Genomic DNA, 24,495 nt, shown 5'->3' with positions numbered 1-24,495 from the left:
TCAGATGATTAAGCTCTATCCAAAGTTCTTTATCCAATTCGGAGTGTTGTGTGCCTAGCCAGTTTTCTAATAGTAAAAAACAGATGGCGTTATTGACCCTTTTGGTTCTTTTCAGTCCTCTTGCGATTGATATTTATCTACCTGCTTTACCTCTTATTGCTTCCACTTTTCAGGTCGATAATGCGCTAGCACAAGACACGATCACTTGGTTCTTATTTGCGATGGGTGTCGGGCAACTGTTTGCTGGCCCTTTGGCAGATAAACTCGGACGTCGAACTGTTGCATTGGGCGGTATCACTATCTATGCGATGAGCGCTTTATTGGCGTGGAGTGCTCAAAATATTGAATGGATGTTGGTTTCCCGACTGCTACAAGGCTTAGGTGCGTGTGCGACATCGGTAGCAGCCTTTGCAACAGTTCGCGATATCTTTGGCCCGGAAAAAAGCGGCAAAATGATCAGCTATCTTAACGGCGCGATTTGTTTTATTCCGGCATTAGCTCCAATTCTAGGTAGTTGGTTAACTCAGCAATTTGATTGGCGAGCTAACTTCAGCTTTATGGCTGGCTTTGCCGTTGTGTCCGGTTCATTGATGTTTTTCATGATGAAAGAGACCAACCCATCAACGGAAAAGCAAGCCGTGTTTAAGCTCAGCCGTTATTGGGCAGTGCTTAGTACGCCATCTTTTGTCTTCCATGCTTCACTGTGTTTAATGGCAATGGCGGTTATTCTCGCGTATGTCACCTCGGCGCCATCGGTATTGATGACAGGGATGGGGTTGTCGATGAATGAGTTCACCTTCTGGTTTGGTGTAAATGCAGTGATCAATATTGCGGCTTGTATGCTTGCACCTAAGTTTATGGAGCGCGTTGGCACGCACAACACCTTAGTTACGGGGATCTCGACTCTGGGCCTCGCAGGTGTGATCATGCTGGTGATGAATGGTCAGAATACCGCGCTTTCTTTTATGCTACCTATTTTCATGTCGTCAGTGGGTTTTGCATTCATTCTGGGTGCAGCGGCAGGGAAAGCATTGGAACCGTTTGGTGACAAAGCGGGTACGGCTGCGGCACTGCTTGGGTTGTTCCAAATGAGTGGCTCTGGTTTGTTGGTTGGTACGTTGCAGCGTTTATCTTTGGAACCTCAAACACTGATCGCAATTCATATGTGGGTTCTATTGCCTGCGTTGGTGGTTCTGTTTACAAAAGCAGGTAAGAACTGGCATTCAAGCTTTGCGAAAGCGTAAATCAGTGTAATTTAGTATTTTCCAATGTAAGTAAGGCGTGTATATTTGTCGTTCAGACTTTTCCTGACACCATAACGGAACTCAAAAAGTAATGTCGTTAACCACGTATGAAATGGCTCGTATTCTAGAGCAAATGGAAGATTCACCAGAAAAGGTGATGTTTGGCAAGTTGCTTAATGAGCTGGGTAATCAAAGCTCCGAGCGTATTCGTAGTGCGGCTAAACAAGTACCTCTGCCAATTTTGCGTGATATCGTGTACCAATTCCAGCAAGTGATTGAGTCGCGCAAAGGTGAACAAGTTGAGCTGTTGGCAAAAGATCTTGCTCAACAGGGCATCTCAGCTGATGAGCTTCTTGCTTACTTAAATAAACAATAAAAAGTCCCCGCCACTGCGGGGATTTTTTTATCGCGTCAGCTTGTTCTTTATAACATGGTCGATAGAGATGACTCCTGGTCCCCATACGATGACCACTAAAATCATGAATCCCCACAACTGATGGTCATAGAACCCTTTTTCCCACAATGCCGGGTAAGAGATGACCGCGATGATATTGAACACAAACAGAATCGCAGCCATCGGGCGGGTAATTAATCCCAGCGCTAAAAATACTGGCAAAATCAACTCGGCAGCCGTTCCCATGTAGGCCGCTAACTCCCAAGGCAAAAGTGGTACTTGGTATTCCAATTCGAATAGATACAGCGTGCTATCCCAAGAAGAAACTTTGATTAACCCTGAATTGAAGAACACCCATGCAACCCATAAGCGACAAAAGAGAAGTAGTAAAGGGACAAAGCCAGCTTGTAAGGTATTGATCAAGTCGTCGTACCGATTGACTAAGTTTTTAACCGTATTAGTCATAGAGTGCTCCTTAGATTGATTTCAATGTAAAGTCGTCAACGAGATCGAGTGCCATGATGCTATTAAGGTGAACGAGCAAAGCTTCGGGTATTTCGCTCAAACTCTGCTTCTGCTCTAAACATTGCAGCAGTTGAAAAACATCGGTATCGAGTGCGTGACATTGAGCTTCTCCATTGGCTTGAATAGAGATGACACCTCGCTGTAATTGATTGATATTGAGCTGTTCAAACTCTTGGTGTTGAATCGCATGAAAGAGATCAAATACGGCGTAGTTTGAGTCAAAGCTGCGACTGCCAGTGCGCAAATGAAACACCAATTGAGGTTGTTGTTCTTCCGTCACTTGGGCAAGTGCAGATAAAGGGATTCGATTTGGTTTTTCGACTTTCTCATTCTGTATTTGTCGAGCTAAGTCCATATGCCATTCAAACCTTGCGACTTCAGGAGTGTACGGGGCTTGGGTCATGACCTGACTAAACTGCATAATCGTATCTTGAAAGCCAGCACCATAATGTACGACATTACCTTCTGCTAAGGGGTGAGAAAGTACGTGTTGGCGAGCAATTTGATCGAAGCATTCTTTTCCAACTAAGGCTTCAACCATTGGGTAGGTCGCTGCCAATACCTCACTCAAGCTGATGATAAAGTTATTGCGGTAAATCTGTATGCGTTCATCTGCGGTAAACTTGTCACTCACAATGTCGCATTCTTCACCGAGCGCTTGATAATGTAGGGCCTTAGCAAATTGACTCTGCAAGGTCGCAAGCTTCATGACGCTTTCCTTTTGCTCTTTTGGTCAATTAAATTGCTTTGTTGCAATAGTGAGGACGCTTTTTCTGCTTCGCCAAGGAGGATGTCTGGTGCTGGAATATCCAAATCCCATTCAATCAGCGTATGGCGAGGGCCGTGTTTTTGTGTCCAACTAACGAACAGCTGCCATACTTCATCACTGACGGGACGGCTATGAGTATCAATCCAAATCTCACCTTTATCCAACGTCTTAATAGTAAAACCTGCCAAATGAATCTCGTCGACTTTGTCGGCTGGAATCGCATCTAGGTATGTGTCGCAATCAAAACCGTGATTGAAGGCGGAAACATATACGTTATTTAAGTCGAGTAATAAACGACAGTCGGTGCGCTTTTGCACTTCGGTAAGAAAATCCCATTCGCTGATGGTTGAATGGTGAAACTTCACATAACTAGATGGGTTCTCAATTAAGATTTCACGTTGTAGATGTTCTTGCACTTCAAGCACGTTACGAGTGAAGACTTGCAGCGCTTCTTCCGTGTAAGGCAAGGGAAGTAGATCATTGAAGTAGTGACCACCATTTTCACTCCAGCTTAAATGGTCAGAAACGAAGAGCGGGTCAATTGTATTTATCAATGCTTTTAGTTGTGCTAAATGTTTCGTATTCACACGTTCCACCGAGCCCAGCGATAAACCAATACCGTGGCAACTGATGTGGTAGTGCTCGCGTAATGCTTGCAGTTGATGGCGCTCTACTGAGTTGGGCTGAAAGTAGTTCTCGCTGTGGATTTCTAACCACGACAGCTCAGGTTTATGTCGGCTAAAATAATCGAGATGAGGGGAGCGTAATCCAACACCAGCAAGAGGATGGAAAGAGTGATGTTTCACGTGAAACTCCTTTTCTGATTGGCGAGTAACTGGGGGCGTTGGTTAAAGTGCAACGCGCCCCACAGAAACTTGTGATGTTGAGTTATGAACCGCTGGTGCTACCGCCAGCCAATTTGTCACACAATCCTTTAGGAACGACAACAAAAGCATCTTTTTGGTTGTCTTCTTTAGAGGTACCCGCGCAAGAGCTGTTTTTCGTTGCGCAGTCATTTTTACCGGCTTTCGCCACGCCATAACACTTTTCTTTTTCTGCTGCGACAGCAGGGGCTGCGGTGAGCATGGTGCCACCAAGAGCAAGAAGGCCAGTAACAGCAGCAGTAACAGCAAGATTCGATTTTTTCATCATAATTTCCTCTGAGTGATTTCCTTTTACTTTCATTCGGCAAGTCGATTCGCCGTTTGGCGTACAACCTTTATCCACCTGCTTAAATTAAAAGATAGAGATGAGGCAGAAAAACTTTCATAAAAATAACTCTCGCGAATGGTTTTGGAGTGATTACCTTCGTTAACTCTTTGAATGAAAGATTAAAAAAACAACGAATTTTTTATCAAGTTTTGTCTAAACAGCACCCAGCTGTTTAGGTTATAATCGGTTTTTATGTATAAATAACCAGTAGCTCATCATGATGGATCCATCTCTATTACTCGACGGTCTAAACGATAAACAGCGTGAAGCCGTTGCAGCTCCTCTAGAAAACTTACTTGTCCTTGCTGGTGCAGGGAGTGGTAAGACTCGCGTTCTTGTTCACCGTATCGCTTGGCTTATGTCAGTCGAGCAAGCTTCTCCTTTCTCGATCATGTCGGTCACCTTCACCAATAAAGCGGCAGCAGAAATGCGTGGTCGTATTGAAGAGTTGATGATGGGCAGTGCATCTGGCATGTGGAATGGGACTTTCCACGGTATTTGTCACCGCATTTTGCGTGCACACTATCTTGATGCCAAGCTACCGGAAGATTTCCAAATCATAGACAGCGATGATCAGCAGCGCTTGATAAAGCGTTTGATCAAAGCACAAAACTTGGATGAAAAGCAGTGGCCTGCACGCCAAGTTTCATGGTGGATTAATGGTAAGAAGGACGAAGGATTACGCCCATCGCATATCGACGCTTATCACGATCCAGTGACCAAAACTTATTTGCAGCTGTATACCGCTTACCAAGAAGCGTGTGATCGTGCTGGCTTAGTGGACTTTGCGGAAATTTTGCTGCGCGCGCATGAGCTACTGCGTGACAACAAGTTTGTGCGTGAACACTACCAAGCACGCTTTAAGCATATCTTGGTTGACGAATTCCAAGACACCAACAACATTCAATACGCTTGGCTACGCATGATGGCTGGCCCAGATTGTCACGTGATGATTGTAGGTGACGACGACCAGTCAATTTATGGTTGGCGCGGTGCAAAAGTCGAGAACATTGAGAAGTTCACGCTGGAGTTTCCGAGCGTGAACACCATTCGTCTCGAACAAAACTATCGTTCGACCAAGACGATTCTTGAAGCGTCCAATACCTTGATTGCGAACAACACTGAACGTATGGGTAAAGAGCTGTGGACGGATGGCAATGTGGGAGAGCCGATCTCGGTTTACAGCGCTTATAACGAGCTTGACGAAGCGCGCTTTGCGGTCAATAAAATCAAAGAGTGGCAAGAGAATGGCGGCGCATTGAATGATGCTGCGATGCTGTATCGCAACAACGCGCAATCTCGTGTTTTGGAAGAAGCATTAATTCAGGCAGGCTTACCGTACCGTATTTACGGAGGCATGCGATTCTTCGAGCGTCAAGAAATCAGAGATGCGTTGAGCTACTTGCGTTTGATGGCGAACCGCAACGATGATGCCGCGTTTGAACGTGTCGTGAATACCCCAACACGTGGTCTGGGCGATAAGACGCTAGAGACTATCCGTCGTGCTGCTCGTGATAGAGGTTGCACTATGTGGGAAGCCAGTCTGGCAATGCTCGATGAGCAAGTATTAACGGGTCGAGCAGCTGGCGCGTTAAGTCGTTTTGTCGAATTAATCACCGCGCTGGAAGACGATACACTAGAAATGCCATTGCACGAGCAAACGGACCACGTGATCAAGTACTCGGGTTTGTTTGCGATGTATGAGCAAGAGAAGGGCGAAAAGTCTAAAGCTCGCATAGAAAACTTGGAGGAGCTGGTTACCGCCACTCGCCAATTCGAAAAACCAGAAGAAGCGGAAGAAATGTCTCTGCTGACGGCATTTTTAACGCATGCGGCTCTGGAAGCGGGTGAAGGTCAGGCGGACGAATTTGAAGATGCAGTCCAACTGATGACGCTGCATAGTGCGAAAGGTTTGGAATTCCCATTGGTATTCATGGTCGGTGTGGAAGAAGGTATGTTCCCAAGCCAGATGTCCGCTGAAGAGGCTGGGCGTTTGGAAGAAGAGCGCCGTCTGTGTTATGTGGGTATGACGCGCGCGATGCAAAAGCTCTACATTACTTACGCGGAAATGCGTCGCCTATATGGCCAGGACAAATACCACAAACCATCGCGCTTTATTCGTGAATTACCAGAAACGTGTTTGGATGAAGTGCGCATGAAGGCGCAAGTGAGTCGCCCTTCAAGTAGTGGACGTTTTAGCCAAACCGCAGTAAAAGAAAACTTCAATGAGACTGGTTTTTCACTAGGTTCTCGTGTGATGCATCCGAAATTTGGTGAAGGAACGATCATCAACTTTGAGGGTAGTGGCCCACAAAGCCGAGTGCAGATTGCTTTCAATGGTGAAGGCATTAAATGGTTAGTCACCGCTTACGCGAGACTGGAGAAGCTGTAGGGCTTTGTGAAAAAATGAACATAAGAGCTGCTTCGGTGGCTCTTTCTGTTTTGGCTGTTTTGAATCAACAAAATGCTGAAAGATAGGGAACTAAATGACGCTATTCGAAAAGGAGTTTAGTCTAAATCGCTTATCTTTAGACAAAGAAAAACCCCGAGGGCTTACGCCCGTCGGGGTTATAGTCTTACTCGCAGCAATCCAGCTACTAAAAGTGCTCCATGCATCAAATCCTTGATAGCGTGCTGCATTCCTTCAGCTTAATCCTTTCGTCGCCTTCCTAGCGGTGTCCTTGACCTTATCCTGGTCTGCTAACCATCCTCGTTAGCTCTCATCACTTGTTCCCTGAGCGGTGTCCATGACATCATCCTGATGTTCAGTCCTTTCCTCGTCCAGAGGTGTCCATTTCCCGTCCTTAGTAGCAACCGTCCTAGTTGCTATTGATTCCGTTCAATGTCCAGTTTTGCAATCCATGCCCGACTATTCATCCTGAATACCCGTTTCTTCTTCCTGAAGTTCACCAAATCCGTGGTGTTTCCTGTTCCGTGTCAGCATCCTTCCGACAAGGTTCATATTACGCTCTTCACGATTCTCAACAATGGTCGAAGCCCACATTTTTCTCAATCAAAAGCGTTTGAAAAACAAACATATTTATATTATTCAATATCTTATGTTTGTTTGTGGGCTGTTTTACCATTAAAAAAGAGAGGTTTGCTCCACTCCTTGTGAGAGATCTCGCACAAGGAGTCGAGCAAAACAGGCCTATTTGCCGATTGCTGCTCCTTCTCGACGAGGATCTGCGGCACCTTCTAGTCCATCTTTTGTTATGCGTATCGCATGCAGTCCAGAATTCAAATCACGAACATTGGTTTTAAAGCCCATCTTCTCCAGCTCTGGCTGTAAGCCTTCTGCAGCGGTACCTTGTTCAATATCTAAGGTGCCAAAACGGTCGAGTAATCGTGGTTGATTGATTGCTTGTTGGATATCCATATCCCATTGCGTGTGGGCAATGATGGTTTGCGCCACGTAACCGATGATTCGACTGCCACCCGGAGAACCTATCGCCATGTAAGGTTTGTTATCTTTCATCATAATGGTCGGGGCCATTGAAGATCGTGGACGTTTGCCTGGTTCTATGCGGTTGGCGATTGGGATTCCTTCGTTATGAGTACGGAAAGAAAAATCGGTCAGTTCATTATTGAGCAAGAAGCCACGCACCATTAAGCGTGAGCCAAACGCATTCTCAATGGTGGTCGTCATGGAAACCACATTGCCTTGCTTATCGACGATATTGAAATGGCTGGTGGAAGGGAGTTCAATGGATTCGTCCATGCTTAAGTTCATTGCGTGCGACCACGGAGGATTGCCCGCTTCAACTTTGCTTAGTGCTTTGCCGACTTGGATCAGCTCTGCTCGCTGCTGGAGGTAGCTTTCATCAAGCAAGCCTTGCGTTGGCATCGGCACGTAATCTTGGTCTGCCATGTATTTACCACGGTCAGCAAACGCTAGACGCGATGCATCGGCGAGTACTTGCCAAGATTTAATGCTGTTAGCCCCCCAGCCTTTGAGATCGTACTGTTCAGTGATCGCCAAAATCTGACCAATGGTGAGCGCGCCAGAGCTTGGTGGTCCCATGCCGCAAATGTCATAGCTTTGGTATGCTGCACAAACCGGCTCACGTTGTCTGATTTGGTAGGTATCAAAGTCGGGTTGGGCTAATACACCGGGGTTACCTGGCGCGTTTTGTACCGTCTCGATAATGTCTCTGGCGATATCCCCATGGTAGAAGGCTTGGGCGCCTTGCTTAGCAATAGCACTCAGCGTTTGTGCGTATTCAGGGTTTTTTAATAGCGTACCTTTGGTTTTTGGCGAGCCATCCGAGTTAAAGAAATAGGCTTTTGTGACTGGAAAGCGTGATAAACGCTCGGCGTCTTTTTCTATCAAGCTTGCTAGGCGAGGACTGACTTTGAATCCTTGCTCCGCAAGCGAGATAACAGGTTGAATGATCTTTTTCCATTCCAGCTTGCCGTATTTCTGGTGGGTATCCCACAATAGTTTCACGGTGCCTGGTGTTGCGACAGAGCGTCCACCAACCACGGCATCGTAGAATTGCAATGGCTGACCGTTCTCATCTAAAAATAGCTTTGGCGTTACGGCGAGGGGGGCGGTTTCACGCCCGTCGTAAGTGGTCAGTTTTTGCTTTTCGCTATCCCAATACACTAAGAACGCACCGCCACCAATACCTGATGACTGGGGTTCAACTAAGCCAAGCATCAATTGCACCGCGACCATGGCATCTATCGCATTCCCGCCTTGCTCAAGTACGTCTGCACCCGCTTGAGTCGCCAGTGGGTTAGCAGCGGTAACCATATAATCTTTAGCTTTGACCAGCTGCTTTTGCTCAATGCCAGTGCTGTGCTCTGGTGCGACCGAATCTGCAGCTTGGTTAGCGAAGGCTTGTCCAGTGAAGGTGAAAGGGGAAGTAAGAAAAAGACCCGAGAGTACGAGTCGGTTAAATGTCCATTGCATGATGACTCTCCATGTTGCCAACTAAGGTTATTCAGCTTGGCAGCCACGGAGATAGTCGTCGAGTTTCCTATTAAAGAAATGTCGAGTGTGCGACGCTTTTAAATCAGAGAGTTATCGAGAAAGGAGCGGAGGTTTGCACTAAAATACTGCTGCCAACTAGGGTAAATACCACACCACATAAACCATCTATATAAATGCCGGCTTGCTGCAATCTTGTTTGCAAGCGCTGCGTTGACAGCATCCATGCAAGGCTAGAAAACCAGAGTAGCGACAAACCAAACAAAATCACCAGAGCAATTCCTTTTCCTGTCACCGACATGCCCACTGGGACAAGGCTCGACATTAAACTCACAAAAAATACTAAGGCTTTGGGGTTGAGAATATTGGTTGCGAACCCCTTGGTAAACGCCTGACGTTTATTACCGATCACAAGGTTACTGTTTTTGCTTGGCTGATCAGAAAGTGGGTTTTTGATCGTCGCGATCACGCCGCGCAGTGCACCGATACCCAAATACAACAGATAGCTGCCCCCAAGCAATTGTAAGACGGAGTAGAGCAGAGGATGCTGGTGAACTAAATAGCTCACCCCCGTTAGGCTGAATAAAGAATGCAGCAAAATACCGACTGATAAGCCAAGCGCAATGTATAAGCCGGTTTGACGGCCATGACGGGTGGCATTTTGTACCACAAGCGCAAAATCCGGACCTGGGCTCATTAAGGCAATGAAGTGGATACTGGCAAGCGTTAAAAGGATAGTCGATTCATTCATAACACATCTCAAAACATAGTGGATATGAGTTATTGTCGTGATTCTTATTCGGTAGTGCTTGTAAAAAACTAGCAGTACTGAATACCACAGCGTATGAGATATTAGCGTGCCACTTGTGAAGGCGAGACGCCATAGGTTTGTTTAAACGCTTTACTAAAGTGGGCCTGATCATAAAAACCCACTTGATAGGCGACGTCCGTACCACACCATCCTGCTTGGAGTAGTTTCATTCCTTGCTCTAATCGCAAGCGAGCAAACCAAGCGTAGGGAGTCATCCCCGTTTGCGCTTTGAAATGGCGTTGAAATTGCGTGGGGCTCAGTTGACAGAGCTCTGATAGTGCATCTAAACGAACTGTTTGGTCGAGATTCGCCATTAAGTAATCTTTTAAGGTATGCAAAGACTGTTTTCCAAGCGGAACCACTTTTTGCCTCGCGAGTGATCCGTAGCGATCAAAAAGTTGATTAAATCCTTCAAAAGGAAGGCAATCTTTGGTGAGTTGGCTGAGGTTCTCGCGGCGAAGAAGAGCATGCAAGTTACTAAGTTGTGAAAATATCTGTGGATCGGAGATGATCAATTCATTAAAGCGGATTATTTGACCATTTTGACTAAGATCGGCAAGATCGCTGAGTAGGCGCGGCTCGATCGCAAATACATTCACTTCATAGCCACTTTCGAGCTTAGAGTGCCCGTCGTGCAGTTCATCTGGCGGCATAATTACGATTTGCTCATGACCCACTTGATGGCTACAGCCTTGATATTGGAACTTTTGCGTGCCATGCGTGATCAGACCGAGGTGAAAGTCCAGATGATAGTGCCTTTGGAAGGCAAACTTCTGGTATTTCGCCTCGATCAGGCTCAGCTGATCATGGTCGGTTGCGTAGTATTGAATCTGTTCCATTACATACAAAAAAGCTTGGTCACATTATGACCAAGCTTATCTGGCAATTTCTAACTTGTCTTGTAAAAAACGATCACTGTGGCTGAACGATTCGGCGTGAGCGACGGTTGTTGCGCAGTCCATCAAAGCTAAATACGACTAGCGCTCCCCAAATAAAGGCAAAGGTAATCGCTTTATCCATGGTAAAGGGTTCGCCATACATCAGTACTGCCAGTAAGAACATCAAGCTTGGGCCGATGTACTGGAAAAAGCCTAACGTTGATAATTTGAGTCTTGTTGCCGCACCCGTAAAACAAAGCAGGGGCAGTGTGGTAATCACACCTGCTGCAATCAACAAGCTATTTAATGCTAACGGGTTAGTGAGCATATTCGACGTTGGGGTTTCTGCAATAAACAGCAGATACACGGCGGCGACAGGCAGAAGGAGTAATGTTTCGATAAACAATCCTGTTTTTGCATCGACACTGACTTTCTTCCTTAAGAGGCCATAGAAGCCGAAACTCATTGCTAACGCCATCGCAACAACGGGCACGGAGCCGAATACAATCAATTGGACCAGTACACCACAGCCCGCTAATACGACAGCAAACCATTGCAACTTACGAAGTCGCTCTCCCAAAAAGACCATGCCGAGCAAGACATTGATTAATGGGTTAATGTAATAGCCTAAGCTCGCGTCAAGCATATGATTGGAATTGACCGCCCAGATGAAAATCAGCCAGTTTCCGCCAATTAATACAGAACTTGCGATCAGGTAAGCGATCTTCGTTTTGTCTTTCGCGATGTAGTAAACCGAGCGCCAGTGACGGCCAAAGTGAAGGAGTGCGGCAAGCAAAAAGAAAGACCAAATCACCCGGTGGCTCAGAATCTCCAAAGGGGATACTTGTGCGATGGATTTAAAATACATCGGCGCAATGCCCCACATGGTATAGGCACCAATCGCCAGCAAGATACCTTGCCGAGCGCGTTGTTGTTCGTCTTCTGGTGTCATGAGGTGTCACCTAATTGTGTGTTTATAGAGCAGAAAATCAGTATACGAGTCGTGATGCGAAACACCTAGCAATTTGCGGTTTTATTCACCACGAAACCCCATTACAATGTGCCCTCACTTTGTGTGCCTGGGCATGCAAAAGCATTTCTACGATCATTCAATCTGAGATTATTCATGACCTCAACCTTGCTAGCCGAACAATCAGATACGCCTGTAACGCCTCAACGTGTGTTGGAGGAAGTCTTCGGTTACCAGACGTTTCGTGATGGTCAGCAAGAAGTTATTGAAGCCGCTATCGAAGGCAAAGACAGCTTAGTCATCATGCCGACGGGTGGCGGTAAATCTCTCTGTTACCAAATTCCGGCGTTAGTGCGCTCAGGGATTACCTTGGTGATTTCACCGCTGATTTCATTGATGAAAGACCAAGTTGATCAACTGAAAGCCAATGGCGTAGCTGCGGAGTGTGTGAACTCGACCATGAATCGAGAAGAGCTACTGAGTGTGTATAATCGCATGCACTCTGGTCAGCTTAAGCTAGTGTATGTCTCGCCAGAGCGCGTGTTAATGCGTGACTTTATCGAGCGTTTAGAAAACTTACCCTTATCTATGATCGCCGTGGATGAAGCACATTGTATCTCTCAGTGGGGACATGATTTTCGCCCAGAATACGCGGCGTTAGGTCAGTTAAAACAACACTTTTCACATGTACCTTTTATGGCACTCACTGCCACCGCCGATGATGCGACGCGTCGTGATATTCTAGAACGCTTACGCTTACATGAGCCTCAGGTATATCTAGGAAGCTTTGATCGTCCCAACATTCGTTACACCTTGGTGGAAAAGCACAAACCGGTTTCTCAAATCATTCGCTATCTAGCCACCCAAAAGGGAAGCTGCGGCATTATTTACTGCGGCAGTCGTAAGAAAGTTGAAATGGTGACCGAGAAGCTATGCAACAACCATATCCGCGCTGCTGGTTATCATGCAGGGATGGATACTGAAGAGCGAGCCTACGTCCAGGAAGCTTTTCAACGTGATGACATTCAAATCGTCGTTGCGACGGTTGCATTCGGTATGGGTATCAATAAGCCAAACGTGCGCTTTGTCGTGCATTTTGATATTCCACGTAACATCGAGTCCTATTATCAGGAAACCGGTCGAGCAGGGCGAGATGGCCTGCCTGCCGAAGCGATGATGCTATACGACCCAGCAGACATCAGTTGGTTGCGTCGTATGTTGGATGAAAAAGATGATGGACCGCAGAAGCAGGTAGAAAGCCACAAACTCAATGCGATGAGTGCTTTTGCGGAAGCGCAAACCTGTCGTCGTCAGGTACTGCTCAACTATTTTGGAGAGTATCGCGAAAAGCCGTGTGGTAACTGCGATATCTGCCTGGACCCACCAAAACACTTTGATGCGACCGAAGAAGCGCGCAAAGCGTTGTCGTGTGTTTACCGCGTTAACCAAAGTTTTGGTATGACGTATGTGGTTGAGGTGCTGCGTGGGATGCAAAACATTCGTGTGCGCGAACATGGCCACGATAAAATTTCGACTTACGGCATTGGTCGTGATCACAGCCATGATTACTGGGTAAGTATCTTCCGCCAGTTAATTCATAAAGGGCTGCTATTTCAAAACATCACTCGTAACTCGACGTTGCAATTAACCGAAGAAGCACGTCCATTACTACGTGGTGATGTGTCTTTAGAACTTGCAGTTCCACGTTTAGATACCGCAGCACGTGCCGCGAAGTCGGATAAACTGACCAGCAAAAACTACGATAAGAAGTTGTTTGCCAAATTACGTAAGCTACGTAAGTCGATCGCCGATGAAGACGGTTTGCCACCATACGTGGTATTCAGTGATGCGACCTTGATTGATATGGCAGAAATGCTGCCAACGTCATACGGCGAAATGTTAGCGGTTAGTGGCGTTGGTCAACGTAAACTAGAAAAATACGCCGATCCATTCTTGGATCTGATCCAAGAACACATTACTCACCACGGATAAGGAATCCATATGCACAAGGAATTTGGTCTCGCTGATTACATTGTTGAAGAAGGGCGTCTTATTATTATCGCTCCAAGCTTCGACCTCGATACTTTTCCGGCACTGGGTGAGCGTTTGGTGGGATTATTATCTGCGTCTGTGGTAGAAAAACAGTGGGATGCGGATATTCACTCTTGGTTGATCGATTTTGAAGGCTGCCGCTTATTTATGAAAGCGGAGCACTACAGCGAAGCGATTTGGTTTGAAGCGCTAACAATAGAAGAGAGTAGGGAAGAGCTCGACTATTTAGCCGGATTGTTCCAACGCGGCTTCTAAATTCAAGTTATCTATTCTTTAAAGGGTGTTTCACATGAAACACCCTTTCTTATTTTTGCATCAAAGCCCTTGGTTTTGACGTGATGTTCGCGAAGAAACGTTTGCGTATAAAACACCGCTTGTGAGTAAAATTGGTTAATGTATAATCGCCCACCGCTTTACTCTGAATGAGTTAAGCTAGTTTAATCGTCATTTTTTACATTGTTGGTAAGAGTGCTTTTCTCTGTAGAAAACGCTCGATTTGGGTTCCCTCGCCCCCAAACCAAACTAAAAAGGTATCGCATGAGTAACTTTACCCCTGCGCAGCAGCGCAACGCCCTTATCTATCTGGTTTTATTCCACCTAGTCATTATTGCATCCAGCAATTACCTAGTTCAGCTACCGTTTACTATCTTTGGCTTACATACCACCTGGGGAGCATTCACCTTCCCATTTATTTTCCTTGCGACGGATTTAACCGTACGTATTTTCGGTGCTCAGTTGGCGCGTAAGATCATTTTCTTAGTAATGTTGCCTGCTTTGGCTGTCTCTTACTTCTTATCGGTGGTGTTCTTCGAGGGGCAGTTCCAAGGTTTTGGTCACTTAGGGGAATTTAACTTATTCGTTGCTCGTATCGCGATTGCTAGCTTCATGGCGTATCTACTTGGTCAGATTATGGATGTGCACGTGTTCAACCGCCTACGTCAAATGAAACAGTGGTGGGTGGCCCCAACGTGTTCAACGCTTTTTGGTAATGCACTGGATACCATCGCCTTCTTCGCGATTGCGTTCTACCAAAGTCCAGATCCATTTATGGCGGAACATTGGACGGAAATCGCGCTGGTGGACTACGGCTTTAAGTTAGTGATTAGTCTTGGTCTGTTTGTGCCTATGTACGGCGTACTACTGAATTACTTAATTAAGAAGCTAACGGCAGTGAACCCTAACTTTAAAGTCACTACGACGGCATAGTTTTCATCAGTTAATAGCAACAAGGCCGCTTTTAATAGCGGCTTTGTTGTTTCTAAAGCAAATGTACAGCTAAATGAATATTTAGATCATCGGTGTCTCAAAACTCTATGAGTTGTACATAGGATAATAACGGGTATTAAAAAGGCTCCAGAAGGAGCCTTTGTCATGGGATAACAACCATTAATCAGAGGTAATCGTTAATGGCCAACCGATATCAGTTTGACGGTTGGATTCGATTTCTAGCTCAGCGGCGGTCAACGGGTTGGCCGCTAGCCACTGCGCATCAATGTTTAATGTTAGGTTGTCACCTTCAGCCGTTAATACGACGTTTGGCTCTAAGTTTTGGTTGCGACGGTGAGTCAACAACACCGCTAAGCGCAACAACCGCAGTACGCGCTTGGCACTTGAGCCTGATAACGCGTGTTGCTCAGGCAGTGAGGTGAGTTGTTCTCGATAACGACGGGCAATCTCACCAATAAAGAACTTCTGCGCGCGAGTGTAGCCAGGTAAATCCAAATTCTGGAGTAGGTAAGCACTGTGCTCACCGCCTTTTTTGAAATCGATCGTTAAGCCGATTTCATGCAGCTTTGCGGCGGTTTCAAGCAATATCTTGCCTTGAGGTTCAGTAATCCACTCATCGCCGCCGGCTTGCTCCAACAGTTTGCTTGCCAGTGTCGCAACTTGTTCACCGTATTGGTGATCGAGCTGATAACGATTTTGTACGCTGGCAATTGTGCGAGCACGGATGTCTTCTTGACGTAGCTCTTCAACCATCTCGTAGACTAAGCCTTCACGTAGTGCGCCGCCAGCGAGTGTCATCGCGTCGATTTCCAGTAATTCAAAAACGGCAATCAAAATAGATAGGCCGCTAGGGAACACTAACGCACGTTCAAGCGTTAAGCCTTCAATGTCGAGCTCTTCTAAATGATCGGCTAACATGGCTTGCTTCTGCAGGCGTTTCAATTTGGAGTGAGTGATTACTTCGTCCATACCTTGCGCTAGCATTATCTCTTGCAATGCCTGAACGGTGCCTGATGCGCCAACGCACACATCCCAACCGATTTCAGTATAGCGCTCTAGAATTGGCTGGATAGTCTGCTTCGCGCCTTCAATTGCTGCGTCAAAGTTACGCGCATTCAACTGGCGATCTTTAAAGAAGTTTTCCAGCCAAGTCACACAACCCATTTTTAAACTGGTCAGTGCTTTGGCTTCGAAACCTTCACCGATGATGAGTTCTGTACTTGCGCCACCAATATCGACAACAAGGCGGCGACCGCTGCCTCCAGAAGTGTGTGCGACACCTTTATAGATAGTGGCCGCTTCTTCTTCACCGGAGATAACGTCGATTGGTTGACCAAGAATCTGGTTCGCTTTCTCCAGAAACACATCTACATTCGTGGCGGTACGTAAAGTGGCTGTGCCTACAATACGAATGTTTTGTTTAGGAATGTCCTGCAAGCGTTCCGCAAATAGACTTAAGCAGTCCCATCCTCGCTGCATAGCTTCCATACTAAGAGAATTATGTTCATCTAGGCCCGCGGCTAGACGAACCTTGCGCTTAATTTTAGCCATTGTTTGAACGCTGCCATCGATATGACGCACAACGAGCATGTGAAAACTGTTCGACCCGAGGTCGATGGCGGCGTATAGCGGCGATGATCCTGCTTGACTCATAAACGAACTCAGTTTCCTTTTACGATTGTTTTGGTGCCGATTGACGCGGTTGGCGCGGACGGCGTCCTTGCGGCTTGCGGTTACCTGAACCTGAACGAGTACCGCCAGTATTCGTACGACGCTGTTGGTTGCGTGGCGCACGCATACGAATTGGCGCTGGCAGATCTTGGATCAGCGCTGAAGAATCGTATTCTGAAACTGGGATAGTGTGCTCAATGTATTCTTCGATTGCAGGCAGGTTAATTGCGTACTCTTCACAAGCAAAACTGATCGAGTGGCCGCTTGCACCAGCACGACCGGTACGGCCAATACGGTGAACGTAATCTTCACAGTCGTCAGGAAGGTCGTAGTTGAAAACGTGCGTCACTTGAGGAATATGCAGACCACGCGCAGCAACGTCAGTTGCAACAAGAATGTCGACATCACCTTTGGTGAATTGCTCAAGAATCTTTTCACGTTTCTTCTGCGGTACATCGCCCGTAAGAAGACCGACACGGTGTCCATCGGCAGCCAAGTGACCCCAAACTGATTCACACTTGTGTTTCGTGTTCGCAAAAATGATGGCGCGATCTGGCCATTCTTCTTCAATCAAAGTTTGAAGGAGGGCCATTTTATCTTCGTTAGAAGGGTAGAAAAGTTCTTCCTGAATGCGGTGACCAGTTTTCTGTTCTGGCTCTACCACAACATGCTCAGGGGTGTTCATGTGCTCAAATGCCAGTTCTTGAACGCGGTAAGAAAGCGTCGCTGAAAACAGCATGTTCAAACGCTCTTTTGGCTCAGGCATACGACGGAACAAGAAGCGAATGTCTTTAATAAAGCCAAGATCGAACATGCGGTCGGCTTCATCCAGAACAACGGCTTGAATGTTGTTAAGGTTGAATACGCGCTGTTTGTAGAAATCGATTATACGACCTGTCGTACCAATCAGAATATCGACACCATCTTGCAGCTTATTCAATTGCTTATCGTAGCTTTCACCACCGTAAGCCAAAGCGGTTTTTAGACCAGTGCTCTCAGTTAATGCTTCTGCATCATTGTAAATCTGAATAGCAAGCTCACGTGTTGGCGCCATAATGATTGCGCGTGGCTGCGTAGGTTTACGACCTTCATGCTCCGGTGTCGTCAGAAGGTGGTTGAATGTAGCAGTAAGAAACGCGAGCGTTTTACCAGTACCCGTTTGGGCCTGGCCTGCGATGTCTTGGCCGGTGAGCAGGACCGGCAACGCCAAGGCTTGGATAGGGGTACAAAATTCGAACCCTTTTTTGTCCAATCCTTCAATAACTTGGGGCTTTAAGCCCAAATCGGCGAACTTTTGCTCTGTGATATGCGTCTTTTTCATGGCTATAGAATATCAGCTAAAGCTTGCAATACGAAAGTAAATACATTCCAATAGGGCATCTAATTACTGGTTATCATCCAACCAGTTTCGAAAAACACATTGGAGTGGAAGATGAGTGATAAGATTTTGCAGCTAACTGATGACGGTTTTGAAAACGATGTAATCAACGCTGCAGGCCCGGTTCTAGTGGATTTCTGGGCAGAATGGTGTGGTCCTTGTAAAATGATTGCTCCTATTCTGGACGAAATCGCAGACGAGTACGAAGGCAAACTCACTATCGGTAAACTAAACATCGACCATAACGCAGGTACACCACCTAAGTTTGGTATTCGCGGCATTCCAACGCTACTGCTATTCAAAGACGGCAACGTAGCGGCAACGAAAGTTGGTGCTCTGTCTAAAACTCAACTAAAAGAGTTTTTGGACGCAAACTTATAATCACCAAGTGATTACAGATAAAACCGTGCAAAGTAACAACGCACGGTTTTGTTTTTCTAACTCTGGACTAGAATACTAATTAGTGCTAACTTATCGCGCGTTAATTGAACAAATTTCTCTTCTTGGTCGATCCTGAGACCAAATCCATCTTAACTAGAAAACAGATCTTATTTTGACTAAACAAGAATCCACCACCATGAACCTTACCGAACTGAAGAACAGACCTGTGTCTGACCTTGTAAAACTGGGCGAAAGCTTAGGATTAGAGAACCTAGCTCGCTTAAGAAAACAAGACATCATCTTCGCGATTTTAAAAGCGCACGCTAAAGGCGGCGAAGACATCTTTGGCGATGGGGTTCTGGAAATTCTGCAAGACGGCTTTGGTTTCCTACGCAGTGCAGATAGTTCATACCTTGCGGGTCCGGACGATATCTACGTATCACCAAGTCAGATTCGTCGCTTTAACCTACGTACTGGTGACTCTATCGCTGGTAAAATTCGTCCACCAAAAGACGGTGAACGCTACTTTGCCCTTCTAAAAGTCAATACCGTTAACGACGACAAACCAGACAACGCTCGTAACAAGATCCTATTTGAAAACCTTACCCCTCTACATGCAAATGAACGCATGGTAATGGAGCGTGGTAACGGTTCTACAGAAGACATCACAGCACGTGTTTTAGATTTGGCATCGCCTATCGGTAAAGGTCAACGTGGTCTGATTGTTGCTCCGCCAAAAGCGGGTAAGACAATGCTTCTGCAAAATATTGCTCAAAGCATCGCATACAACCATCCAGAGTGTGAGTTGATGGTACTTCTTATCGACGAACGTCCAGAAGAAGTAACAGAGATGCAGCGTCTAGTTAAAGGTGAAGTAGTCGCGTCGACTTTCGATGAGCCAGCATCTCGTCACGTACAAGTAGCGGAAATGGTAATCGAGAAAGCGAAACGTCTTGTTGAACACAAGAAAGACGTGGTTATCCTGCTTGACTCTATCACTCGTCTCGCTCGTGCTTACAACACCGTAGTACCTTCATCAGGTAAAGTACTGACAGGTGGTGTGGATGCAAACGCACTACACCGTCCTAAGCGTTTCTTTGGTGCAGCACGTAATGTTGAAGAGGGCGGTAGCCTAACGATCATCGCAACGGCACTAGTAGATACTGGTTCTAAGATGGATGAAGTTATCTACGAAGAGTTCAAGGGTACAGGTAACATGGAACTGCACTTGAACCGTAAGATTGCTGAGAAGCGTGTATTCCCTGCGATTGACTTCAACCGTTCAGGTACACGTCGTGAAGAGCTACTGACGAAGACTGATGAACTACAGAAAATGTGGATTCTGCGTAAGATCGTTCACCCAATGGGCGAAATCGACGCGATGGAATTCCTCATTGATAAGCTAGCGATGACGAAGACCAACGATGAGTTCTTCGATGCGATGCGTCGTCAGTAATAGCTGAGTCCTTATTCTAAAAAAGCCACCGTTAACGGTGGCTTTTTTGTTGCTTTCTCCCGATGGAAGCATCAGAATGAGGAGAAATGTTATCGGGAGGTTAACATGCAACAAGGAATGTTGTCGTCATTACTCCTGAGCTTGTCACTTATCACACTACCCGCGACGTTATCTGCCAAGGAAATGCAGGAGTCTGTAGTAGAACAGTGGCTTCAGGATACTCAAATACAGGCTAAAGTCTCTGAACTGCTTGATTACGTTGTCAGGGATGAGGTCGACTCGCTTAAATTTGCCCTTGATCGACTAGCTTTACCTCAACAAGAGGTCGTGCGTTTTCGGTTATTGGAAAAGCTTGAGAAGCAAGATGTGATTCTCACGCCTAGAATGGTTCTGTTTGTTGAGTCTCAGATCCGTATGACTCCTACTTATCAGGTTCTAGAGCGAGGGGACGGGTATGAGTTTAGTGTGCCTGCCTTTAACTTTCCTGCCATTGCGAGCCGCTTGATTAAGCGTTGGAAGCAAGACCAAAGTACCTTGGACTTTGTACTACAAGCTGAGCGGAAAGAGCTCGACTTAAAGCAATGGCTTACAGGGCAATCTCAACAAGCTCAAGCGCGTGAAGCACTTTTGATTCGAGAGTTGGACAGCTTATCACCGCATGCGCTTGCCGCATTAACCACTCAGTTAACCAAAGCGAATGTGACCAGTTGGCTACCATCGACAGCCGTGATCGTGAGATTAGCGCAAGTCAGTCAAGATGAGGAAGTGTACAACTTACTCTGGCGAATGAGAGCGGATTACAACAGCCAGTCCGAACTCGAGCGTTTAGCTACGGTTGGGGACGTTTTTTCAATTCAGCAATTGATGAACTCCACCGTCAATCCGTCACTCAAACCAGAAGCCATTAGTCTACTCACAAAATCCAACCCTTTATCTCCGCAAGTGAAACAGTTTCTAGTGAGCAAAATGGCACTATCGGAAGAAGCTACCATGGTCGCTCGAGAGCTGGCGCAGCAAGGGCATCAAACCTGGTTGGAAGAGTTAGTCTCTAACAACCATCAAGTGAAGACCCGGCAGATAGAGCAAGTATTAAAGTAATCTGGCTCACATACCCACAAAAAATAGGAGGATCTTAGCGTCCTCCTATTTGTTATACTGCGGACAGTTTAATCAGCCAGTCATGAAGGCCTATGAGTTTTAAGGATTTACGCGAATTTATCGACCACCTAGAACAGAAAGGTCGACTTAAACGCATTGCTCACCCAGTCGATCCCGCTTACGAAATGACAGAAATCAGTGACCGCACCTTGCGTGCTGGTGGACCTGCGCTGTTGTTTGAGAACCCAATTGGCTACGACGTACCTGTTTTGACCAACCTATTTGGTACACCAGAGCGTGTCGCGATTGGTATGGGACGTGAAGACGTTAAAGAATTAAGAGAAGTCGGTAAGCTGCTGGCTTATTTGAAAGAACCTGAGCCACCAAAAGGCTTCAAAGACGCATTGGAAAAATTGCCAGTGTTCAAGCAAGTATTGAACATGCCAGCCAAGCGCTTAAGAAAAGCATCGTGCCAAGAGATTGTGTGGCAAGGTGATGAAGTCGACTTGGACAAAATCCCGGTAATGAGTTGCTGGGCGGAAGACGTTGCACCACTGCTTACGTGGGGCTTAACCGTGACCAAAGGTCCAAACAAGAAACGTCAGAACCTAGGCATTTATCGTCAGCAGAAAATTGCCAAGAACAAAATCATCATGCGTTGGTTAGCTCACCGTGGTGGTGCGCTTGACCTGCGCGATTGGATGGAAACCAATCCAGGTAAACCTTTCCCAGTTTCGGTCGCGTTTGGTGCAGACCCCGCAACCATTCTTGGCGCAGTAACGCCAGTGCCAGATACGCTATCGGAATACGCGTTTGCAGGTTTGCTGCGTGGCAGCAAAACGGAAGTCGTGAAGTCAGTCAGCAATGATTTGGAAGTGCCAGCAAGCGCGGAAATCGTCATGGAAGGCTATATCGACCCAAACGAGTTTGCTGATGAAGGCCCATATGGTGATCACACTGGTTACTATAATGAAAAAGAAAAGCACCACGTGTTTACCATTACGCACATTACCATGCGTAAAGACCCAATCTACCACAGTACCTACACAGGCCGTCCGCCAGATGAGCCAGCTGTATTGGGTGTGGCATTAAACGAAGTGTTTGTGCCGATTCTGCAAAAGCAGTTCCCAGAAATTGAAGACTTCTATCTACCGCCTGAAGGTTGTTCGTACCGAATGGCAGTCGTCACCATGAAGAAGCAGTACCCAGGACATGCCAAGCGCGTAATGATGGGTGTGTGGTCTTTCTTACGTCAATTCATGTACACCAAGTTTGTTATTGTGTGCGATGAATCGGTAAACGCGCGAGATTGGAATGATGTCGTTAAAGCCATGTCAGAGCATATGGATCCTGTACGTGATACCTTGATGATAGACAACACGCCAATCGACTCGCTCGACTTTGCTTCGCCAGTGGTTGGGCTTGGCTCTAAGATGGGCTTGGATGCGACCATTAAATGGGATGCTGAACTCGCGACACGAACCAAGGTTGCTGAGCGTGACAATAAAGCGATTAACGAAGCGGATCTGGATGCATTAAAACAGCAACGCCCTGAGATTGTTGATGTCTATCTACCAGCCACAGCAAACAACCAATTTGCTGTTGTGACCATGAAGAAAGACCAAGCCGGTCAATCTCAAGAATTGATGGAATATTTATGGGGATTCTTTTCTCAGTACGCGGATAACAAATTCATTATCTTGTGCGACGATGACGTTAATGCACGAGATTGGAATGACATCATTTGGGCGGTGACAACTCGAATGGACCCAGATAGAGACACGATTCAAGTGCTTGGTAAGACTGAGAGTTCATCCAAATTAGGACTGGATGCGACCAACAAGTTCGAATCTGAAGTCACGCGCGAGTGGGGTACGCCTATCAAAAAAGATCCTAAACTTGTGGCTAAAGTCGATGAGATTTGGGACCAGTTAGGTATTCTATGAGTCATCAAGTCCACCTTCTACCAATGGACGTTATATTCCAAGTAAAAGAAGGGGAGACGGTGTTGGAAGCTGCGCTCAACAACAATATTCGCTTCCCACACCGTTGCCAAGTTGGCGCTTGCGCCATGTGCATGTGTAAAAAGCTAACGGGCGAGGTGAGCTATCACCTCGAACCTATGCTAAACCAAAAAGAGCAACAGCAAGGTTGGATATTCCCTTGCCAAGCCTATACAGAAAGTAATTTAGTGCTTACTTTTGACGAGTAAGCGAGAGGAACACCATGACCATCCAATGTAAAGTAAAGTCTATTCAGCCGTTAGCTTGTAATACTTACCAAATCCTTCTTCATCCAGAATCACCAGTGCCTTTTAAAGCGGGTCAGTACCTAATGGTGGTGATGGGTGAAAAAGACAAACGTCCTTTCTCTATCGCAAGCAGCCCTTGTCGTCATGAAGGTGAACTTGAACTGCACATCGGTGCTGCGGAACACAACGCTTATGCACAAGAAGTTGTCGAAGCAATGCAAGCGGCGCTTGAAACTGATGGTCAGATTGAAATTGATGCGCCACATGGCGATGCTTGGGTTCAAGAAGAAAGCGAACGCCCATTATTATTAATTGCTGGTGGTACAGGCTTCAGTTACGTTCGCTCGATTCTGGATCACTGCGTAGCGCAGAATAAAACCAATCCTATCTATTTATATTGGGGCGCGCGCGATAACTGCCAGCTTTATGCTAAAGACGAACTGGTCGAGATTGCCGACAAGTTTGCCAATGTTCATTTTGTGCCAGTAGTAGAAGAAGCTCCTGCAGACTGGCAAGGTAAAGTTGGTAACGTGCTACAAGCTGTAGCTGAAGATTTCGAAAGCTTAGAAAACTACGATATCTATATTGCAGGTCGTTTTGAAATGGCTGGCGCAGCACGTGAACAGTTCACTCAGAACAAGAAAGCGAAGAGCGAACGTATGTTCGCAGACGCGTACGCATTCATTTAAATACGGCTTTTAAGGCAGAAAAAGAGGGTTTTTTACCCTCTTTTTTGCTTTTTTGATGAAATAGTCATCGAACAGTCATTTTTTTCCATTTTTTTTCAAAAAAGGGTTGCGAACGGAACTGAGTTCCCTATAATGCGCATCCACCGACACGGCAGACGCGATAAGGCTTCAGCAGGGTCGGAGAGGTGAAAGCTTCTACGAAAAATAAAATTGAAAAAGTGTTTGACACTGTCAATTAAATCGCTAGAATGCATCTCCGCTTTGAGAAGAAAAACTTCTCGCAAAGCAAGCTCTTTAACAATATAGACCTATCAATCTGTGTGGGCACTCGTTGATGATAATCCAATTAGATACTTCGGTATCAAATTAGGTTTCAATGAAACGAAGTGACCATTGAATCTTCGGATTCAGCACAGTCAATTCAAACATTACTTATGTAATGTTCAGTATTCATTGAGCCGAACAAAATCTTAAATTGAAGAGTTTGATCATGGCTCAGATTGAACGCTGGCGGCAGGCCTAACACATGCAAGTCGAGCGGAAACGAGTTATC

22 protein-coding genes and 1 rRNA gene are annotated in these 24,495 nt (G+C 46.2%); 13 read left to right on the top strand and 10 right to left on the bottom strand.

Translation table 11 applies throughout. The annotated features are described in order from the left end of the window. Positions 1-50: 50 nt before the first annotated feature. Both NL644_RS22725 and NL644_RS22720 read left to right on the top strand, forming a co-directional pair. Positions 51-1,244, top strand: a complete 1,194-nt coding sequence (locus tag NL644_RS22725) for a multidrug effflux MFS transporter (protein ID WP_005397036.1) — start codon at positions 51-53, stop codon at positions 1,242-1,244. A gap of 91 nt (positions 1,245-1,335) precedes the next feature. Next, positions 1,336-1,620: a hypothetical protein gene (locus tag NL644_RS22720; protein ID WP_005397034.1), complete on the top strand. Its 285-nt coding sequence runs from the start codon at positions 1,336-1,338 to the stop codon at positions 1,618-1,620. A 27-nt stretch (positions 1,621-1,647) separates the two neighbouring features. Here the strand turns inward: NL644_RS22720 and NL644_RS22715 are convergent, their stop codons facing one another. From NL644_RS22715 to NL644_RS22700, 4 genes are all read right to left on the bottom strand, one after another. After that, complete coding sequence (locus tag NL644_RS22715; RefSeq protein ID WP_114324126.1) at positions 1,648-2,103, bottom strand: DoxX family protein; 456 nt, start codon at positions 2,101-2,103, stop codon at positions 1,648-1,650. A gap of 10 nt (positions 2,104-2,113) precedes the next feature. Then, complete coding sequence (locus NL644_RS22710; RefSeq protein WP_114324127.1) at positions 2,114-2,872, bottom strand: DNA-binding domain-containing protein; 759 nt, start codon at positions 2,870-2,872, stop codon at positions 2,114-2,116. After that, the gene (locus NL644_RS22705; protein ID WP_114324128.1) at positions 2,869-3,738 is read right to left on the bottom strand and encodes a DUF692 domain-containing protein; all 870 of its coding nucleotides are present in this window, start codon (positions 3,736-3,738) and stop codon (positions 2,869-2,871) included. The genes NL644_RS22710 and NL644_RS22705 overlap by 4 nt, the downstream gene beginning before the upstream one ends. Positions 3,739-3,820: 82 nt before the next feature. Beyond that, a complete protein-coding gene (locus tag NL644_RS22700) occupies positions 3,821-4,081 on the bottom strand; it encodes a DUF2282 domain-containing protein (RefSeq protein ID WP_031780600.1) in 261 nt (86 codons plus the stop codon). Between the two features lie 280 nt (positions 4,082-4,361). Here NL644_RS22700 and uvrD point away from each other — a divergent pair, with 280 nt between their 5' ends. Next, positions 4,362-6,536, top strand: coding sequence for a DNA helicase II (gene uvrD / locus NL644_RS22695; protein WP_114324129.1), 2,175 nt, complete (start codon positions 4,362-4,364; stop codon positions 6,534-6,536). 759 nt (positions 6,537-7,295) lie between these two features. Here uvrD and ggt read toward each other — a convergent pair. The 4 genes from ggt to rarD form a co-directional block, all read right to left on the bottom strand. Continuing rightward, the gene (ggt, locus tag NL644_RS22690) at positions 7,296-9,062 is read right to left on the bottom strand and encodes a gamma-glutamyltransferase (protein WP_114324130.1); all 1,767 of its coding nucleotides are present in this window, start codon (positions 9,060-9,062) and stop codon (positions 7,296-7,298) included. Positions 9,063-9,165: 103 nt separating this feature from the next. Further along, positions 9,166-9,831 carry a LysE family translocator gene (locus NL644_RS22685; RefSeq protein WP_114324131.1) on the bottom strand — a complete coding sequence of 222 codons (666 nt, stop codon included), beginning with the start codon at positions 9,829-9,831 and terminating at the stop codon, positions 9,166-9,168. A gap of 101 nt (positions 9,832-9,932) precedes the next feature. Next, positions 9,933-10,730, bottom strand: coding sequence for an AraC family transcriptional regulator (locus NL644_RS22680; protein WP_181869568.1), 798 nt, complete (start codon positions 10,728-10,730; stop codon positions 9,933-9,935). A gap of 73 nt (positions 10,731-10,803) precedes the next feature. Continuing rightward, complete coding sequence (gene rarD, locus NL644_RS22675) at positions 10,804-11,721, bottom strand: EamA family transporter RarD (RefSeq protein WP_006743075.1); 918 nt, start codon at positions 11,719-11,721, stop codon at positions 10,804-10,806. Between the two features lie 174 nt (positions 11,722-11,895). Between rarD and recQ the strand changes: the two genes are divergently transcribed. From recQ to NL644_RS22660, 3 genes are all read left to right on the top strand, one after another. Beyond that, on the top strand, positions 11,896-13,731 hold the full coding sequence (gene recQ, locus NL644_RS22670) for an ATP-dependent DNA helicase RecQ (protein ID WP_005397012.1): 1,836 nt from the start codon (positions 11,896-11,898) through the stop codon (positions 13,729-13,731). Between the two features lie 9 nt (positions 13,732-13,740). After that, entirely contained in the window at positions 13,741-14,046 is a 306-nt protein-coding gene (locus tag NL644_RS22665; protein ID WP_104974685.1) for a DUF3630 family protein, read from the top strand. Positions 14,047-14,328: 282 nt separating this feature from the next. Next, positions 14,329-14,997, top strand: a complete 669-nt coding sequence (locus tag NL644_RS22660) for a 7-cyano-7-deazaguanine/7-aminomethyl-7-deazaguanine transporter (RefSeq protein ID WP_005397008.1) — start codon at positions 14,329-14,331, stop codon at positions 14,995-14,997. Between the two features lie 180 nt (positions 14,998-15,177). Here the strand turns inward: NL644_RS22660 and gppA are convergent, their stop codons facing one another. Together gppA and rhlB are read right to left on the bottom strand one after the other, a co-directional pair. Then, positions 15,178-16,671 (bottom strand): guanosine-5'-triphosphate,3'-diphosphate diphosphatase, encoded by a 1,494-nt coding sequence (gppA, locus tag NL644_RS22655; RefSeq protein ID WP_046874560.1) that lies wholly within the window; start codon positions 16,669-16,671, stop codon positions 15,178-15,180. Between the two features lie 19 nt (positions 16,672-16,690). Beyond that, entirely contained in the window at positions 16,691-18,010 is a 1,320-nt protein-coding gene (gene rhlB / locus NL644_RS22650) for an ATP-dependent RNA helicase RhlB (RefSeq protein ID WP_005397003.1), read from the bottom strand. Between the two features lie 111 nt (positions 18,011-18,121). On the opposite strand from rhlB, the gene trxA reads away from it, so the two are divergent. From trxA to NL644_RS22615, 7 genes are all read left to right on the top strand, one after another. After that, the gene (gene trxA / locus NL644_RS22645) at positions 18,122-18,448 is read left to right on the top strand and encodes a thioredoxin TrxA (RefSeq protein ID WP_004745500.1); all 327 of its coding nucleotides are present in this window, start codon (positions 18,122-18,124) and stop codon (positions 18,446-18,448) included. A gap of 196 nt (positions 18,449-18,644) precedes the next feature. After that, positions 18,645-19,904 carry a transcription termination factor Rho gene (rho, locus tag NL644_RS22640; protein WP_005378757.1) on the top strand — a complete coding sequence of 420 codons (1,260 nt, stop codon included), beginning with the start codon at positions 18,645-18,647 and terminating at the stop codon, positions 19,902-19,904. Positions 19,905-20,009: 105 nt separating this feature from the next. Next, the gene (locus NL644_RS22635) at positions 20,010-21,002 is read left to right on the top strand and encodes a hypothetical protein (RefSeq protein WP_253658819.1); all 993 of its coding nucleotides are present in this window, start codon (positions 20,010-20,012) and stop codon (positions 21,000-21,002) included. A 92-nt stretch (positions 21,003-21,094) separates the two neighbouring features. Further along, positions 21,095-22,948, top strand: a complete 1,854-nt coding sequence (ubiD, locus tag NL644_RS22630; RefSeq protein WP_253658818.1) for a 4-hydroxy-3-polyprenylbenzoate decarboxylase — start codon at positions 21,095-21,097, stop codon at positions 22,946-22,948. Then, positions 22,945-23,214, top strand: coding sequence for a 2Fe-2S iron-sulfur cluster-binding protein (locus tag NL644_RS22625; RefSeq protein ID WP_253658817.1), 270 nt, complete (start codon positions 22,945-22,947; stop codon positions 23,212-23,214). Before ubiD ends, NL644_RS22625 begins: the two co-directional genes overlap by 4 nt. A 14-nt stretch (positions 23,215-23,228) precedes the next feature. Next, complete coding sequence (gene fre / locus NL644_RS22620) at positions 23,229-23,942, top strand: NAD(P)H-flavin reductase (protein WP_005382872.1); 714 nt, start codon at positions 23,229-23,231, stop codon at positions 23,940-23,942. 472 nt (positions 23,943-24,414) lie between these two features. Next, positions 24,415-24,495 (top strand): 16S ribosomal RNA (locus NL644_RS22615); the annotation flags it as partial.

Source organism: Vibrio sp. Y10_XG_PY6, from assembly GCF_024181795.1.
In the GTDB taxonomy this organism is placed as follows: domain Bacteria; phylum Pseudomonadota; class Gammaproteobacteria; order Enterobacterales; family Vibrionaceae; genus Vibrio; species Vibrio diabolicus.
Note: the sequence above shows the minus strand (reverse complement) of the source record. Positions and strands in the feature narration are given on the sequence as shown.

Excerpts from the sequence above, each read along its gene's own strand:
- NL644_RS22635 (WP_253658819.1), top strand. The coding sequence starts at position 20,010 with ATGCAACAAGGAATGTTGTCGTCATTACTCCTGAGCTTGTCACTTATC.
- NL644_RS22685 (WP_114324131.1), bottom strand. The coding sequence starts at position 9,831 with ATGAATGAATCGACTATCCTTTTAACGCTTGCCAGTATCCACTTCATT.
- NL644_RS22715 (WP_114324126.1), bottom strand. The coding sequence starts at position 2,103 with ATGACTAATACGGTTAAAAACTTAGTCAATCGGTACGACGACTTGATC.
- NL644_RS22700 (WP_031780600.1), bottom strand. The coding sequence starts at position 4,081 with ATGAAAAAATCGAATCTTGCTGTTACTGCTGCTGTTACTGGCCTTCTT.
- uvrD (WP_114324129.1), top strand. The coding sequence starts at position 4,362 with ATGATGGATCCATCTCTATTACTCGACGGTCTAAACGATAAACAGCGT.
- NL644_RS22625 (WP_253658817.1), top strand. The coding sequence starts at position 22,945 with ATGAGTCATCAAGTCCACCTTCTACCAATGGACGTTATATTCCAAGTA.
- NL644_RS22680 (WP_181869568.1), bottom strand. The coding sequence starts at position 10,730 with ATGGAACAGATTCAATACTACGCAACCGACCATGATCAGCTGAGCCTG.
- NL644_RS22660 (WP_005397008.1), top strand. The coding sequence starts at position 14,329 with ATGAGTAACTTTACCCCTGCGCAGCAGCGCAACGCCCTTATCTATCTG.
- rarD (WP_006743075.1), bottom strand. The coding sequence starts at position 11,721 with ATGACACCAGAAGACGAACAACAACGCGCTCGGCAAGGTATCTTGCTG.
- rho (WP_005378757.1), top strand. The coding sequence starts at position 18,645 with ATGAACCTTACCGAACTGAAGAACAGACCTGTGTCTGACCTTGTAAAA.
- ubiD (WP_253658818.1), top strand. The coding sequence starts at position 21,095 with ATGAGTTTTAAGGATTTACGCGAATTTATCGACCACCTAGAACAGAAA.
- NL644_RS22720 (WP_005397034.1), top strand. The coding sequence starts at position 1,336 with ATGTCGTTAACCACGTATGAAATGGCTCGTATTCTAGAGCAAATGGAA.
- NL644_RS22710 (WP_114324127.1), bottom strand. The coding sequence starts at position 2,872 with ATGAAGCTTGCGACCTTGCAGAGTCAATTTGCTAAGGCCCTACATTAT.
- recQ (WP_005397012.1), top strand. The coding sequence starts at position 11,896 with ATGACCTCAACCTTGCTAGCCGAACAATCAGATACGCCTGTAACGCCT.
- NL644_RS22665 (WP_104974685.1), top strand. The coding sequence starts at position 13,741 with ATGCACAAGGAATTTGGTCTCGCTGATTACATTGTTGAAGAAGGGCGT.
- ggt (WP_114324130.1), bottom strand. The coding sequence starts at position 9,062 with ATGCAATGGACATTTAACCGACTCGTACTCTCGGGTCTTTTTCTTACT.
- gppA (WP_046874560.1), bottom strand. The coding sequence starts at position 16,671 with ATGAGTCAAGCAGGATCATCGCCGCTATACGCCGCCATCGACCTCGGG.
- fre (WP_005382872.1), top strand. The coding sequence starts at position 23,229 with ATGACCATCCAATGTAAAGTAAAGTCTATTCAGCCGTTAGCTTGTAAT.
- trxA (WP_004745500.1), top strand. The coding sequence starts at position 18,122 with ATGAGTGATAAGATTTTGCAGCTAACTGATGACGGTTTTGAAAACGAT.
- rhlB (WP_005397003.1), bottom strand. The coding sequence starts at position 18,010 with ATGAAAAAGACGCATATCACAGAGCAAAAGTTCGCCGATTTGGGCTTA.